This window comes from Sphingobium sp. HDIP04 (assembly GCF_000445085.1).
Classification (GTDB): Bacteria; Pseudomonadota; Alphaproteobacteria; order Sphingomonadales; family Sphingomonadaceae; genus Sphingobium; species Sphingobium indicum.
On the sequence record NZ_ATDO01000109.1, the window covers coordinates 89,876 to 103,745 of the forward strand.

General features: G+C 66.2%; 13 protein-coding genes. 3 read left to right on the forward strand and 10 right to left on the reverse strand.

Annotation, left to right across the window (positions count from 1 at the left end):
- Positions 1-236: 236 nt before the first annotated feature.
- The 4 genes from aroC to L286_RS39720 all read right to left on the reverse strand — a co-directional run bounded on the left by aroC (position 237) and on the right by L286_RS39720 (position 4,127).
- A complete protein-coding gene (aroC, locus tag L286_RS39705; RefSeq protein WP_020820260.1) occupies positions 237-1,313 on the reverse strand; it encodes a chorismate synthase in 1,077 nt (358 codons plus the stop codon).
- A gap of 89 nt (positions 1,314-1,402) precedes the next feature.
- Positions 1,403-2,209: an enoyl-ACP reductase FabI gene (gene fabI / locus L286_RS39710; RefSeq protein WP_020820259.1), complete on the reverse strand. Its 807-nt coding sequence runs from the start codon at positions 2,207-2,209 to the stop codon at positions 1,403-1,405.
- A complete protein-coding gene (locus L286_RS39715) occupies positions 2,206-3,177 on the reverse strand; it encodes a YihY/virulence factor BrkB family protein (RefSeq protein WP_013038821.1) in 972 nt (323 codons plus the stop codon). The genes fabI and L286_RS39715 overlap by 4 nt, the downstream gene beginning before the upstream one ends.
- A 14-nt stretch (positions 3,178-3,191) precedes the next feature.
- Positions 3,192-4,127: a DnaJ C-terminal domain-containing protein gene (locus tag L286_RS39720; RefSeq protein WP_020820258.1), complete on the reverse strand. Its 936-nt coding sequence runs from the start codon at positions 4,125-4,127 to the stop codon at positions 3,192-3,194.
- Between the two features lie 125 nt (positions 4,128-4,252).
- On the opposite strand from L286_RS39720, the gene pdxH reads away from it, so the two are divergent.
- Together pdxH and L286_RS39730 are read left to right on the forward strand one after the other, a co-directional pair.
- The gene (gene pdxH, locus L286_RS39725; RefSeq protein WP_020820257.1) at positions 4,253-4,828 is read left to right on the forward strand and encodes a pyridoxamine 5'-phosphate oxidase; all 576 of its coding nucleotides are present in this window, start codon (positions 4,253-4,255) and stop codon (positions 4,826-4,828) included.
- 175 nt (positions 4,829-5,003) lie between these two features.
- Entirely contained in the window at positions 5,004-6,335 is a 1,332-nt protein-coding gene (locus L286_RS39730) for a dicarboxylate/amino acid:cation symporter (protein ID WP_020820256.1), read from the forward strand.
- A 255-nt stretch (positions 6,336-6,590) separates the two neighbouring features.
- On the opposite strand, the gene L286_RS39735 is transcribed toward L286_RS39730, so the two are convergent.
- From L286_RS39735 to L286_RS39745, 3 genes are all read right to left on the reverse strand, one after another.
- Positions 6,591-7,139, reverse strand: coding sequence for an NADPH-dependent FMN reductase (locus tag L286_RS39735; protein WP_020820255.1), 549 nt, complete (start codon positions 7,137-7,139; stop codon positions 6,591-6,593).
- Positions 7,140-7,455: 316 nt separating this feature from the next.
- A complete protein-coding gene (locus L286_RS39740; RefSeq protein ID WP_007685461.1) occupies positions 7,456-7,638 on the reverse strand; it encodes a hypothetical protein in 183 nt (60 codons plus the stop codon).
- Between the two features lie 5 nt (positions 7,639-7,643).
- Positions 7,644-8,933: an adenylosuccinate synthase gene (locus L286_RS39745; protein ID WP_007685463.1), complete on the reverse strand. Its 1,290-nt coding sequence runs from the start codon at positions 8,931-8,933 to the stop codon at positions 7,644-7,646.
- A gap of 185 nt (positions 8,934-9,118) precedes the next feature.
- Between L286_RS39745 and L286_RS39750 the strand changes: the two genes are divergently transcribed.
- Positions 9,119-9,550 (forward strand): DUF5990 family protein, encoded by a 432-nt coding sequence (locus L286_RS39750; RefSeq protein WP_013038825.1) that lies wholly within the window; start codon positions 9,119-9,121, stop codon positions 9,548-9,550.
- 7 nt (positions 9,551-9,557) lie between these two features.
- On the opposite strand, the gene L286_RS39755 is transcribed toward L286_RS39750, so the two are convergent.
- From L286_RS39755 to L286_RS39765, 3 genes are all read right to left on the reverse strand, one after another.
- Entirely contained in the window at positions 9,558-10,688 is a 1,131-nt protein-coding gene (locus tag L286_RS39755; protein ID WP_020820253.1) for an ATP phosphoribosyltransferase regulatory subunit, read from the reverse strand.
- Between the two features lie 61 nt (positions 10,689-10,749).
- The gene (serA, locus tag L286_RS39760; RefSeq protein WP_020820252.1) at positions 10,750-12,330 is read right to left on the reverse strand and encodes a phosphoglycerate dehydrogenase; all 1,581 of its coding nucleotides are present in this window, start codon (positions 12,328-12,330) and stop codon (positions 10,750-10,752) included.
- A 111-nt stretch (positions 12,331-12,441) separates the two neighbouring features.
- Complete coding sequence (locus L286_RS39765) at positions 12,442-13,605, reverse strand: phosphoserine transaminase (RefSeq protein WP_020820251.1); 1,164 nt, start codon at positions 13,603-13,605, stop codon at positions 12,442-12,444.
- Positions 13,606-13,870: the final 265 nt, after the last annotated feature.

A 13,870-nucleotide genomic window follows, 5' to 3' on the forward strand; every position in this document is an offset into this window, starting at 1 on the left:
GCGCTGCCGCTCGCCCTCCCGCGGGCGATCCGTGACGGCGATGGTATCGCAGATTGGGTGAGTCGTCTCGCCGGAATCGCGCCTTTGCCGGAATTATGGCTCGATTCGGCGCGTTGTGGGGGGTGGCGAGCAGGATTCTCCTTCGTGCTCCTGGGGAAGGCATTTGAGCCTCGCGAGAACCGGACCTGACGGCAGGACTGGACTCCTGCCTTCGCAGGAGCAGGGCACGGCCTGGATCAGCCCTCGCCGCACTGGGCGCGGTGGAGCAGTTTCTGGTCCGCCAGCACCAGCGCCATCATCGCTTCGACCACCGGCACGCCGCGAATGCCGACGCAGGGGTCGTGGCGGCCCTTGGTCACGATGTCCGACGCCTCGCCCTCGCGGGTGACGGTTTCGACCGGGATCAGGATCGAGCTGGTCGGCTTGAAGGCGATGCGGACCTTGACGGGCTGCCCGGTGGAGATGCCCCCCGCAATGCCGCCCGCATGGTTGGCGAGGAAGACGGGGTTGCCTTCATTACCGGGCCGCATCGGATCGGCATTCTGCTCGCCGCGCAGGCGGGCGGCGGCGAAACCGTCCCCGATCTCCACGCCCTTGACCGCGTTGATGCTCATCATCGCGGCGGCCAGTTCGCTGTCGAGCTTGGCATAGAGGGGCGCGCCCCAACCGGCCGGAACGCCGCTGGCGATGCATTCCACCACCGCGCCGAGCGAGGAACCGTCCTTGCGGGCGTCCTCGACCAGCTTCTCCCAGCGCTTCGCCGCCTGCCGATCGGGGCAGAAGAAGGGGTTGTTGTCGATCTCGCTCGCGTCGAAACGGGCCGGGTCGATGGCGTCGCCGCCGATCTCGGTCACATAGGCGAAGATGTCGACATCGGGGATCACCAGCCGGGCGACCGCGCCCGCCGCCACGCGGCTGGCGGTTTCCCGCGCCGAGGATCGCCCGCCGCCGCGATAGTCGCGGAAGCCATATTTGGCGTCATAAGCATAGTCGGCATGGCCGGGGCGATAGGCCTTGGCGACCTCGCTGTAATCCTTTGACCGCTGGTCGGTATTTTCGATCATCAGGCTGATCGGAGTGCCGGTGGTGCGCCCTTCGAACACGCCGGAGAGGATGCGGACCTCATCGGCTTCGCGGCGCTGGGTGGTGAATTTCGAGGTGCCGGGCTTCCGCTTGTCGAGGAAAGGCTGGATGTCGGCTTCGGTCAGGGGCAGGCCCGGAGGGCAGCCGTCGACCATCGCGCCGATGGCGGGACCATGGGATTCCCCCCAGGTTGAGAAGCGGAAGACGCGGCCGAAAGTGTTGAAGCTCATATCTGCCTTTCGTGGGTGAGGTGGTTCGCCCTCACCCTCCCACCGCTTCGCGGCGGGCCCCTCCCTCTCCCGGTGGGAGAGGGGTTTTGTTACTTGTCCAATGCGATGTCGGGCGCGTCTTCGGCCTTCATACCGATGACGTTGTAGCCCGCGTCGACATGGTGGATTTCGCCGGTCACGCCCGACGCCAGGTCTGACAGAAGGTAGAGGCCCGCGCCGCCCACATCCTCGATCGTCACGTTGCGACGGAGCGGGCTGTTCAGCTCGTTCCACTTCATGATGTAGCGGAAATCGCCGATGCCGCTGGCCGCCAGCGTCTTGATCGGCCCGGCCGAGATGGCGTTGACGCGGATATTTTCCGGACCCAGGTCCATCGCCAGATATTTGACGCTGGTTTCCAGCGCCGCCTTGGCCACGCCCATGACGTTATAGTGCGGGATCACCTTTTCCGCGCCATAATAGCTGAGCGTCAGCAGGCTGCCGCCCTCCGGCATCAGCGCTCGCGCCCGCTTGGCGACGGCGACGAAGCTGTAGGCGGAGATGTTCATCGTCAGCAGGAAATTTTCCAGGCTGGTGTCGACATAGAGGCCACGCAGTTCATTCTTGTCGGAAAAACCGATGGCGTGGACCACGAAATCCAGCCCGCCCCACTTCGCCTCGATCTCGGCAAAGGCGGCGTCCAGCTTTTCCATGTCCGACACGTCGCAATCGATCAGGAAATCGGACCCCAGTTCCTCGGCGAGCGGCCTCACCCGCTTGGCCAGCGCCTCGCCCTGATAGGAGAAGGCGAGTTCCGCGCCCTGCGCATGCAGCGCCTTCGATATGCCCCAGGCCAACGACTTGTCGTTCGCCAGCCCCATGATCAGACCGCGTTTTCCCGCCATCAAGCCTGTCATACCGTCGTCCCATTCCCTTTATCGACCTGCGCGGCGGCCGCGGCCTCCTCTTCCGGGAACTCCGCCAGCGCCGCATTCAATTCCGCGCCAATTACCACGCCAAGCCCGACAAGAAAGAAGAAAATGAGCGTGATCATCACCCCGGCCAGGCTGCCATAGGTCATGTCATAGCCGCCGAGCATGGAAAGCGTGACCGGCAGCAGCAGGGTGACGCCATACCACCAGAGCGCCGTGGCGATGGCGCCGGGCCATTTCGGGAAGCGCGGATCCTTGTACAGGCTGGGGGTCAGGGAAACGTAGAGATAATAAAGCGCGACGCACAGGATCGCCATGGGCGCCAGCTTCGTCAGGCTGACAATCTGTATCGCCTGGTCGGCAAAGGGCAGGATCTGGTGCAGGAACTGGTCGATGCCGGTGATGATCACCTGCATGGAGAAGGCGAACATCACCGCGAACACGCTGACCAGCGTGATGCCGATGGCGGTCAGGCGATAGTGCCAGAAGGGGCGCGTGCTCCTGGTCCCATAGGCGCGGCGCAATATGTCGCGGATCGTCTCTATGAGGCTGCCGACGGTCCACAGCCCCACCAGCCCGCCCAGCCAGAGCAGCGGCCCCGTGCGGGCGTTCAGCACGTCGACGATGGGCTGGCGCACCACCTCCGCGACGCCCGGCGGCACCGTTTCCAGAAAGGCGCCGACCGCCGCCAGCCCGTCCTGCGACCGGCCGAAGATGCTGGCCACCGCCGCCGCCACGATGAAGAAGGGGAACAGCGTCATCAGCGAGAGATAGGCAAGGTTCCCGGCATGGATGAAGCCGTCATTATAGGTGCCGACCGCCACCCGCTTCGCGATTTCGAACGCGTGGCTGCCGGGCCGCACGCGGGCGATCTGGCGGTGGAACTTGGTGCGGGCTTCTTCAGCGATATGCTTGCGGCGGGATTCCGGCGACAGGGGGGATGGATGCGGCATTCCCCCCTAACCCCTCATACGCCCAGATGGGTCCGCACGGCGCGGCTGTCCCGCCAGCCTTCCACCAGCGCCTTGATCGCCGGATCGTCGGCGGGCACGTCGATCAGCAGGGTGACGAGCTGGTCGCCCCGCTGCCCGTTCCTGCCGGTGAAGCCCTTGCCGCGCAGCCGCAGCGTCTTGCCGGAGGAGGCGCCCGCCGGCACGCCCAGCATCACCGGGCCGTCGACCGTCGGCACCTTGACCTTCGCCCCCTTCACCGCCTCGTCCAGGGTGATGGGCAGGTCCAGCAGCACATTGTCGCCGTCGCGGGTGAAGAAGGGGTGCGGCTTCACCTCTATGGTGACGATGGCGTCGCCCGCGCCGCCGGGGCCCTGCTGGCCCTTGCCGGAAAGGCGCATCTGCGTGCCCGTCTCGACCCCCGCGGGCAGTTTCAGGTCGATGGTCTTGCCGTCCTGGAGCGTGATCCGCTGGGGCGCGAGGGTCGCGGCGTCGACGAACTGGACGGCGAGGCGATAGGTGACGTTCGCGCCCTTCTGCGGCGGCGCGCCCCGGCCGAAACCGCCAAAGCCTCCGCCCGCTCCCCCGCGCCGGCCCGCCCCGCCGAAAAGCCCTTCGAATATGTCGCCGAAATCGGCGCCGCCATCCTGGAACTCGAACCCGCCGCCCTGCCCCGGACGGCCGCGAAAGCCCCCCGCCCCGCCGCCGCCGAAGCCGAAGGGCGCGGTCGGATTGCCCTCGCCGTCTATTTCGCCCCGGTCGAAGCGGGCGCGCTTGTCCTTGTCCGACAGCAGGTCATAGGCGCCGGTGACGGCGGAAAATTTCTCCGCCGCCTTCGGATTGTCCTTGTTTCGGTCGGGATGCAGTTCCTTGGCGAGCTTCCGATAGGCCGATTTGATCTCTGCCTCGCTCGCGCCGCGCGCGACGCCCAGGGTGGAGTAGGGATCAGCCATTGCCGTCAACATATCCTTTGGATCAAAAAAAGCCGTTTGCGTCCTATGTGGCGAAAGGCGCGGGATCGTTCAAGCGTGGGAAAGCCGTATCGACATGGCTTTATGAGGGGCGTACAGCACCGCGCATGACCGATCCCTTCCTGCTGTTCGACGCCTGGTATGCCGAGGCGCGCGAAACCGAGATCAACGACAGCAACGCCATGGCGCTGGCCACCGCCGACGCGCGCGGGCGGCCGTCGCTGCGCATGGTGCTGCTGAAGGGGCATGGGCCGGACGGCTTCGTCTTCTACACCAATTTCGAGGGGCGAAAGGCGGGGGAACTGCACGCCAATCCGCATGCGGCGCTGCTGTTCCACTGGAAGTCGCTGCGGCGGCAGGTCCGGATCGAAGGGCCGGTCGGGCCGGTGGACGACGCCACCGCCGACGCCTATTTCGCGACGCGCAGCCGCGACAGCCAGTTGGGCGCCTGGGCGTCGGACCAGTCGCGCCCGCTGGAATCGCGCAACCTGTTCATGGCGCGATATGAGGAGGTCAGCCTGCGCTTCGAGGGCGGGCCGGTGCCGCGTCCGCCGCACTGGTCGGGATTTCGCGTCGCGCCGGAGCGCATCGAATTCTGGCAGGACCGCGAACATCGCCTGCATGAGCGGCGCCTGTTCGAACGGACGGGCGGGGGCTGGCGCGAAGGGCTGCTTTACCCCTGAGTTCGTCTATTTCCAGCGCCGGAAGGGGCGCGGAATATGATTCCTCATTCGTCTAACCGGGATGACGGCATTCACGCGCCTTCGATTGCGGGCGCTGCGGGTGGCTGTTAGGTGTAGCCACCATTTGGGACAGACCATGAATGCGGTGCGCCCGCGCGCCGGTTAAAGGAACGAGATGCGAAATCGACTGACGGCGTTCATCCTGACGGGAATGGTTCTGGGGGTGGTCGTGGGCTTTGCCACCAATATCTGGGTGGGTGGCGACAAGGCGCTGGCCAAGGATGTGGCGGGCTATTACCATCTGCTGGCGGACATCTTCCTGCACCTGATCAAGATGATCATCGCGCCGCTGGTCTTCTCCACGCTGGTGGCGGGCATCGCGCATATGGGCGACAGCGCGGCGTTGGGCCGGATCGGCGGGCGCGCCCTCGCCTGGTTCATCATCGCCAGCCTGATCTCGCTGACGCTCGGCCTCATCTTCGTCAATTTCTTCGCGCCGGGCGAAGGGCTGAACCTGGTCCGCTCGGGCGCGGATTCGGGGGTGAATACCGAAGCGCTCAATTTCCGCGACTTCATCCTGCACGTCTTCCCCACCTCCATGGTCGGGGCGATGGCGGAAAATTCTATCCTCCAGATCGTCGTCTTCTCCCTGTTCGTGGGCATCGCGCTGACCGCCATCGGCGAGAAGGGCAAGCCGGTCGTCACCGTGATCGAGGCGATGGTCGAACTGATGCTGCAAGTGACGGGCTATGTCATGCGCGTCGCGCCCTTCGCCGTCTTCGGCGCACTGGCGTCGGTCGTGACGACCGAAGGGCTGGGCGTGCTCAAGACCTTCGGCGAGTTGGTGGGCGAATTCTACCTGTCGCTGATCGCGCTCTGGGTGCTGCTGTTCGCGGCGGGATCGATCTTCCTGGGCAGGCGGATGGTGAAGCTGATCCGCTATGTGCGCGAGCCGATATTGATCGCCTTCTCGACCGCGTCGTCGGAGGCCGCCTATCCCAAGATGCTGGAGCAGCTCGACCGTTTCGGCGTGCCGCGGCGCATCTACAGCTTCGTGCTGCCCCTGGGCTACAGCTTCAACCTGGACGGGTCGATGATGTATTCGACCTTCGCCACCATCTTCATCGCCCAGGCCTATGGCATCGACCTGCCGATCGCGACGCAGATCACCATATTGCTGGTGCTGATGGTGACCAGCAAGGGCATCGCCGCCGTGCCCCGCGCATCGCTGGTGGTGGTCGCCGCGACGCTGGGCCAGTTCGACCTGCCGGTGGAGGGCGTGGCCTTCATCCTGGCGGTCGACCATTTCATGGACATGGGCCGCACCGCGACCAACGTGCTGGGCAACGCCATCGCCACATCCGTCATCACCAAATGGGAAGGCATGCTGGAGGTCGAGGAGCCGGAATATGTGCCCCATCCCAAGGCGCCCGCACATACCCCCTCCCATGGCCGCGCCGGGCTGGAACTGGCGTCGGACATGGTGGAGGAGGAGACGCGGGGTTGAGGCGGGTGGGACGTCGCGGTCCCGTTATGCTGAGCATGGGCGTGAGCGGGCATTAGATCCTCCCTGCGCGAAGCGTGGGGAGGGTCGAAGAGAGGCGCGTGACTCTCTTCGACATGCGAAGCATGGTAGAGGGGAAATTCGGAGGTCGTGCCCCATTCCCCTCCACCAGCCTGCGGCTGGTCCCCCTCCCCATCTCTCGATGGGGAGGATTTGGATGGGTCGGCTTGTTACCCCCTCCTAAACCTTCTTCACCGCCTAGCCCCAATAGACCAGGCTCCGCGCGAAGCTGGCGAAGCCGCGTTCCAGCGCCGCGCCGCTTTCTCCGTGAGGACGGGCTTCGGCATCCAGCGTGTCGCCGATCTGGCCGACGCTCAGGCGCTCCGGGATCACCGTCATGCCCATGGCGTTCAGCGTCACCGTCCAGGCGGCATGGCTGTTCACCCCGGCATAGCGGCCCATGGAATAGCTGGCGATGCCCGCCGGGCGGCGGTCGAATTCCTTGAGATAGTGATCGACGAGATTCTTGAGGCCCGGCTGCATGCCCCGATTATATTCGCCCGCGACGAAGACGAAGGCGTCGGCGGCGGCAAGGCGTTCGGATAGAGCCGTCATGGCGGCGGGGGCTTCGCCCGCGGGATAGTCGCTGTAGCGCAGATCCAGCATGGGCAGCCCTATGGCTTGGGCATCTATGAGTTCGGCTTTGTGGTCCAGGGCCTGGAAACCCTTGATCAGATATTCCGCCAGACGGATGCCAAGGCGGCCCCGGCGATAGGAACCGTAAAGAACGAGGATGTCGAGCGCCATGGGAGACTCCCTTCAGGGGTTGAGGGGAGTGTCGCACCGGCGATCGATGGCGTCCAGCGTCTTGCGGTATGTCAGTTTATCGAACTGGCGGCGTGGGCAAATTTCAGGCCCGCAGGACTGAGGGACTTGGGTGGGGAGCGGCCATTAAGCCCCTCCCCTTCAGGGGAGGGGTTGGGGTGGGGGTGTGCCTTTACAGGCTTGGTTTTCCTTTGGGGCACGCCCCCACCCCTCAGTCCCCTCCCCTGAAGGGGAGGGGAAGCATTGACGTCCGCTATCGGCCGCTCCCAACATTCCAAATTGTCCACCCGGCCTAAAATCAGCGCAACTTCGCGATGTTCAGCCCGTCCTGCTTGGCGCGGGCCTTCACCGATTCCTCGCTGCGGGTCAGCGCCTTGGCGATCGCTTTCAGCGCCATGCCCTTCTTCGCCAGCGTGTGGAGCTTCTGCAACTCGTCCGCCGTCCAGGGCTGCTTGTGCCGCTCGAAACGATCGCCCGCCATGCCGGTCAATCCGCGAAAGGATCACGCACGAGGATGGTGTCCTCGCGCTCAGGGCTGGTCGAAACGAGCGTGACCGGGCAGCCGATCAGTTCCTCGATGCGGCGGATATATTTGATCGCCTGCGCCGGAAGTTCCGCCCAGCTACGCGCGCCCGCCGTCGTGTCCTGCCAGCCTTCGATGCTTTCATAGACCGGCTCCGCCTTCGCCTGGTCCTGCGCATGGGCGGGGAGATAGTCGAAGTGCCGGTCGCCGATCCTGTAGCCGACGCAGATCTTCAATTCGTCGAAGCCGTCCAGCACGTCCAGCTTGGTGAGGGCGATGCCGGTGACGCCCGACACCGCGACCGACTGGCGCACCAGCACGGCGTCGAACCAGCCGCAGCGGCGCTTGCGGCCCGTGACGGTGCCGAATTCATGGCCCCGCTCGCCCAGCCGCTGGCCGACGTCATTCTCCTGCTCGGTCGGGAACGGACCGGAGCCGACGCGGGTGGTGTAGGCCTTGACGATGCCGAGCACGAAGCCCGCGCCATTGGGACCGAGGCCGGTGCCGCTCGCCGCCGTGCCCGCCACCGTGTTGGACGAGGTGACGAAGGGATAGGTGCCGTGGTCGATGTCGAGCAGCGTGCCCTGCGCCCCTTCGAACAGGATGCGCTTGCCCTCCGCCTTCGCCTTGTTGAGCGTCAGCCAGACTGGCTTGACGAAGGGCAGGATGAAGCCGGCGATGTCGCGCAGTTCGGCCATCAGCGCGTCGCGATCGATCGGCGCTTCGTTGAACCCGGCGCGCAGCGCGTCATGATGCGCGGTCAGCCGGTCGAGCTGCGGGCCGAGGTCGTCCAGATGGGCCAGGTCGCAGACGCGGATGGCGCGGCGGCCGACCTTGTCCTCATAGGCCGGGCCGATGCCGCGGCGGGTGGTGCCGATCTTGCCCGCGCCCGAAGCGTCTTCGCGCAGGCCGTCGAGGTCGCGGTGGAAGGGCAGGATCAGCGGGCAGGTTTCCGCGATCTGGAGGTTGTCGGGCGTGATCTCCACCCCCTGCCCCTTCAGCTTCGCCACCTCGTCGCGGAAGTGCCAGGGGTCCAGCACCACGCCGTTGCCGATCACCGACAGCGTGCCGCGCACGATGCCGGAGGGGAGCAGCGAGAGCTTGTAGACCTTCTCCCCCACGACCAGCGTGTGACCGGCATTATGGCCGCCCTGGAAGCGGGCGACGACGTCGGCGCGCTCCGACAGCCAGTCGACGATCTTGCCCTTGCCCTCGTCGCCCCATTGGGCGCCGATCACGGTCACATTTGCCACAGATACAGTCCTCCGCCCGCCGCGCGGACCGGCCATGCCCTTCGACGGGACTCGGCATGCCGGTGGGATAAAGCGGGCGCGTCGCCCAGTTGCGGGGGCGCGTTAGCCGGGCATGGCGGGCGCGTCAAGGCGGACGAGGCGGTCGCGGCCTTTCCCGCCGCCTGTTCCGACGCTACAGGAAAGCCATGGCGAAAGCGGATCAGATCGAAGTCGGATTGCGGATCATCATCGAGCAGCCGGTCATCGGCGTGCTGCACAGCCTTCAGGCCAAGGATGACCGGCCGCTCGATCCGAAAGCGTCCGGCACCGGCGAGCCATTGTCGTTCGACCTGCCGATCCGCATCGCGCCGGGGCCCAGATTTTTCGGCGACCAGGTCCGCCGCGAAGGGCCGGTGCGGCGCTTCATCTATATTCGGATCGGCCAGTTGGCCGGCGATCCGCCGTCGCCATGGTCGCGCCGGATGAAGATCGACATTCACGATCTGGACGAAGACCTGCTGACGCGGGCCATCGAAGGACGGGGTATCATCGAAATCGTCGTGAACGGCACGGGCAAGGACGGAACGCCCGCCTGCGCCACCGTGCCGCCGGTCTGCCGCCGCCTCAGCGAAAGTTGAGACCCGGTCAGTAAGGGCGCGGTTCCGTGCCATCCAGCCAGTGCGAACAGCGCAGCGCCTCGCCATTTTCCTCTCCGGTCAGCGCGGCGACCGTCTGCCAGCCTTCCGCCCGCAACTGGGCGGCGCGGGCGGCATCATGGTGCAGGGGCAGGAACAGGCGCCTGGGCGCCTCGCCGCCGAAGCCCGCGTCGATCAGCGGATCGGGATAGAGGGAGAAGCCCATGGCCGGTTCCTCCGACCCGTCGGCGCGGATGATCGCATAGCTGCCGCCCCGGCCGATCTCCCCGGTGAAGCCTTCCGCGAAGATCGAGAAGCCGAACCAGTTTTGATATTCGAAGCCGTGCCGCTCGGTCGGATCGAGCGTCAGGCTGATGTCCCAGCCGATGGGCTTGGCGATGGCGCGCAGGCCCGCGATCCGGCTGTCGATGGCGCCGCCGAGATCGGCGTTCAGCGCCTCCAGCCTTTCCATCGCGGCGTGGAAGGGGCCGGTTCCCTCGATCAGCGGCAGATAGGCGGCTGCGGCCGGGCTGATCGCGGCGAGCGCGCCCGCATCCTTGGCGTCCAGTTCGGTGCGGACGGCCTCTATCTCTTCCGGCGCGAGCGGCAGCGGCCCGGCGGCGAGCGCGTCGATCAGGTCCGGCAGGGTGAAGTCGATGGTGATGCCGGTGACGCCCGCCGCCTGCAACGCCTCTATGGCGACGTTCACGATCTCCACGGCGGCGGCGACGCTGTCGCTGCCGATGAGTTCGGCGCCGACCTGGAACCGCTCCCGCTCCGGACGGAGCTGATTGGCGCGCAGGCGGATGACGGGACCGGCATAGGACAGGCGCAGCGGGCGCGGCGCGGTGGCCAGGCGGGTGGCGGCGATGCGGCCGACCTGCGCGGTCATGTCCGGGCGCAGGGCCAGGCTGCGCTGCGACACCGGGTCGATGGCGCGGACCAGATCCTGCGCCTTCATCGATTTGAGGCGGCTGACCAGCGTGTCCTCAAACTCCGCGATGGGCGGCATGACGCGTTCATAGCCGTGGCTCGCCACGGTATCGAGCACGCGGCGCGCAAGCCAGGCGGAAGCCTCCGCCAGCGGCGGCAGGCGGTCGGAAAGTCCTTCAGGCAGGAGGCCGGATGGAATCGTGGTCATGGGCTGGCCTTTAGCGGATTATGCGCGCAAGGCCAGCCCGAACCATATCAGGCCCGAACCATCAGGCGAAGCGGAGGAGCTTCACCGTCTTCACGCCTGCGAGCTTGCAGATGTCGCTGAGGACCGCTTCGTTCACCGCGCCGTCGAGCGAGAGCAGGAGCACCGCTTCCCCGCCCTGGTTGCGGCGGCCGAGGTGGAAGGTGCCGATATTGACCTGCGCCTCGCCCAGCGTCGAACCCAGGCGGCCGATGAAGCCCGGCGCGTCCTGGTTGACGATGTAGAGCATGTCCCCGGCCAGATCGGCTTCCACCTTGATGCCGAACAGTTCGACCAGGCGCGCCTGCGCATTGCCGAACAGCGTGCCAGCAACCGACTTGTCGCCGCTTTCGGTCTTCACGGTCACGCGGACGAGGGTCTGATAGTCGCCCTCGCGGTCATGGCGGACCTCACGGACATCCAGGCCCCGTTCCTTCGCCAGGAAGGGCGCATTGACCATGTTCACCGTGTCGGAATAGACGCGCATCAAGCCCGCCAGCACCGCCGCCGTGATCGGCTTCTGGTTGAGTTCGGCGGCATGGCCCTCCACCTCGACCGAAACGCTCTGGATGCGGTCGCCTTCAAGCTGGCCGACCAGGCTGCCCAGTTCCTCCGCCAGCGCCATATAGGGCTTGAGCTTCGGCGCTTCCTCGGCGGACAGCGAGGGGACGTTGAGGGCATTGGTGATGCCGCCGTCGAGCAGATAGTCGCTAAGCTGTTCCGCGACCTGGAGCGCGACATTGACCTGCGCTTCGTCGGTCGATGCGCCCAGATGCGGGGTGCAGATGAAGTTGGGCGTGCCGAACAGCGGCGATTCCTTCGCCGGTTCCTGCACGAACACGTCGAGCGCGGCGCCCGCCACATGGCCCGAATCAAGCGCTTCCTTGAGCGCGGCTTCGTCGATCAGGCCGCCGCGGGCGCAGTTGATAATGCGCACGCCCTTCTTCGTCTTGGCGAGATTTTCCTTCGACAGGATGTTGCGCGTCTGGTCGGTCAGCGGCGTGTGCAGCGTGATGAAGTCCGCCTTCGCCAGCAGCGTGTCCAGATCGGCCTTTTCCACGCCCATTTCGACGGCGCGTTCCGGGGTCAGGAAGGGGTCGAAGGCGACGACCTTCATCTTGAGGCCGAGCGCGCGGCTGGCGACGATAGAGCCGATATTGCCCGCGCCGATCAGGCCCAGCGTCTTGCCGGTGACTTCCACGCCCATGAAGCCGTTCTTCGGCCACAGGCCCTGCTGCGTCTGCGCATTGGCTTCGGGCAACTGGCGGGCCAGCGCGAACATCAGGGCGATGGCATGTTCGGCGGTGGTGATCGAGTTGCCGAAGGGGGTGTTCATCACGATCACGCCCTTGGCCGAGGCCGCCGGGATGTCGACATTGTCGACGCCGATGCCGGCGCGGCCGATGACCTTCAAATTGGTGGCGTGGTCGAGAATGTCCTTCGTGACCTTGGTCGAGCTACGGATGGCGAGGCCGTCATACTGGCCGATGATCGCCTTGAGTTCTTCCGGGGTCTTGCCGGTTATTTCGTCGACTTCGACGCCGCGCTCCCGGAAGATCGCGGCGGCGCGGGGGTCCATTTTGTCGGAAATGAGGACTTTGGGCATGGGATGAATTCCTTATGTCAGTGCTCCTGCGAAAGCAGGAGCCCAGGGTTCGAGGGCGGGACTTAGCCGCCCTGGGCCCCTGCTTTCGCAGGAGCACGGCGTGGGATGAGGTTAAGCGGCAGCCTTGGTCTGGGCATAGGCCCAGTCGAGCCAAGGCCCCAGCGCTTCGATGTCGGCGGTCTCCACCGTCGCGCCGCACCAGATGCGCAGGCCCGCCGGGGCGTCGCGATAGCCCGCGACGTCATAGGCGGCGCCTTCCTTCTCCAGCAGGGCGGCGAAGCTCTTGATGAAGGCTTCGTCCGCGCCCTCGACCGTCAGGCAGACGCTGGTGGTCGAGCGGCTCGCGGGATCGGCGGCGAGATGGCCCAGCCAGTCCCGTTCCTCGACAATCTTGTTCAGCGCCGCCGCATTGGCGTTGCTGCGCGCGATCAGGCCGGAGAGGCCGCCCAGCGACTTGCCCCATTCCAGCGCGAAGATCGCGTCCTCGACCGCCAGCATGGAGGGGGTGTTGATCGTCTCGCCCTTGAACACGCCCTCGGCCAGCTTGCCCTTCGCCATCAGGCGGAAGACCTTGGGCAGCGGCCAGGCGGGGGTGTGGGTTTCCAGGCGCTCGACAGCGCGGGGGCCGAGGATCAGCACGCCATGGCCGCCCTCCCCGCCCAGCACCTTCTGCCAGGAGAAGGTGGCGACGTCGATCTTGGTCCAGTCGATTTCGTAGGCGAACACCGCGCTGGTGGCGTCGGCGAAGGTCAGGCCTTCGCGTGTCGAGGGAATCCAGTCGGCGTTCGGCACGCGCACGCCGGAGGTCGTGCCGTTCCAGGTGAACAGCACGTCATGGGCGAAGTTCACACCGTTCAGGTCGGGCAACTGGCCATAGTCGGCGCGGATGATCGTGGGGTCGAGCTTCAACTGCTTGGCGGCGTCCGTCACCCAGCCTTCGCCGAAGCTTTCCCAGGCCAGGGTCGTGACCGGGCGGGCGCCCAGCATCGTCCACATCGCCATTTCGAAGGCGCCGGTGTCGGAACCGGGGACGATGCCGATGCGGTGGGTTTCGGGCAGGTTCAGCAGTTCGCGCATCAGGTCGATGCAATAGGCGAGGCGGGTCTTGCCGATCTTGGCGCGGTGCGAGCGGCCGAGGGATTCGGCGCTCAGCTTGTCGGCGCTCCAGCCCGGAGGCTTGGCGCAGGGACCGGAAGAGAAATAGGGGCGAGCCGGCTTGGTTGCGGGCTTGGCGGTAGGCGCAATGGTGGCGTCTGCGGCGGTCGTATCAGTCATGTTATGCTTCTCCTTGCAGAGAGCACGCGCGGCGTTGGGACCGCGTGGCCCGTCGGCCGCCCTAAAGTTTCCGGCCAAAGAGTCAAGCCGAATGTCTGCATGCGATGAAACGAGTCGGCCGTTAACCCTTGGGCCAGCCGGACGTGGTAAATCATGCCGTCATGATCGAGCGGGTTTGGGGGAATGCGATCCTTCGCGGCACGGGTCTTGCGGCCCTGACGGCGGCCGTGCTGGCGGGCTGCGGCGGCGACCTGGTGCCGCGCGG

What these genes read in the sequence shown, in the direction of transcription:
- aroC (WP_020820260.1), bottom strand. Translation starts at nt 1,313, where the DNA reads ATGAGCTTCAACACTTTCGGCCGCGTCTTCCGCTTCTCAACCTGGGGG.
- fabI (WP_020820259.1), bottom strand. Translation starts at nt 2,209, where the DNA reads ATGACAGGCTTGATGGCGGGAAAACGCGGTCTGATCATGGGGCTGGCG.
- L286_RS39715 (WP_013038821.1), bottom strand. Translation starts at nt 3,177, where the DNA reads ATGCCGCATCCATCCCCCCTGTCGCCGGAATCCCGCCGCAAGCATATC.
- L286_RS39720 (WP_020820258.1), bottom strand. Translation starts at nt 4,127, where the DNA reads ATGGCTGATCCCTACTCCACCCTGGGCGTCGCGCGCGGCGCGAGCGAG.
- pdxH (WP_020820257.1), top strand. Translation starts at nt 4,253, where the DNA reads ATGACCGATCCCTTCCTGCTGTTCGACGCCTGGTATGCCGAGGCGCGC.
- L286_RS39730 (WP_020820256.1), top strand. Translation starts at nt 5,004, where the DNA reads ATGCGAAATCGACTGACGGCGTTCATCCTGACGGGAATGGTTCTGGGG.
- L286_RS39735 (WP_020820255.1), bottom strand. Translation starts at nt 7,139, where the DNA reads ATGGCGCTCGACATCCTCGTTCTTTACGGTTCCTATCGCCGGGGCCGC.
- L286_RS39740 (WP_007685461.1), bottom strand. Translation starts at nt 7,638, where the DNA reads ATGGCGGGCGATCGTTTCGAGCGGCACAAGCAGCCCTGGACGGCGGAC.
- L286_RS39750 (WP_013038825.1), top strand. Translation starts at nt 9,119, where the DNA reads ATGGCGAAAGCGGATCAGATCGAAGTCGGATTGCGGATCATCATCGAG.
- L286_RS39755 (WP_020820253.1), bottom strand. Translation starts at nt 10,688, where the DNA reads ATGACCACGATTCCATCCGGCCTCCTGCCTGAAGGACTTTCCGACCGC.
- serA (WP_020820252.1), bottom strand. Translation starts at nt 12,330, where the DNA reads ATGCCCAAAGTCCTCATTTCCGACAAAATGGACCCCCGCGCCGCCGCG.
- L286_RS39765 (WP_020820251.1), bottom strand. Translation starts at nt 13,605, where the DNA reads ATGACTGATACGACCGCCGCAGACGCCACCATTGCGCCTACCGCCAAG.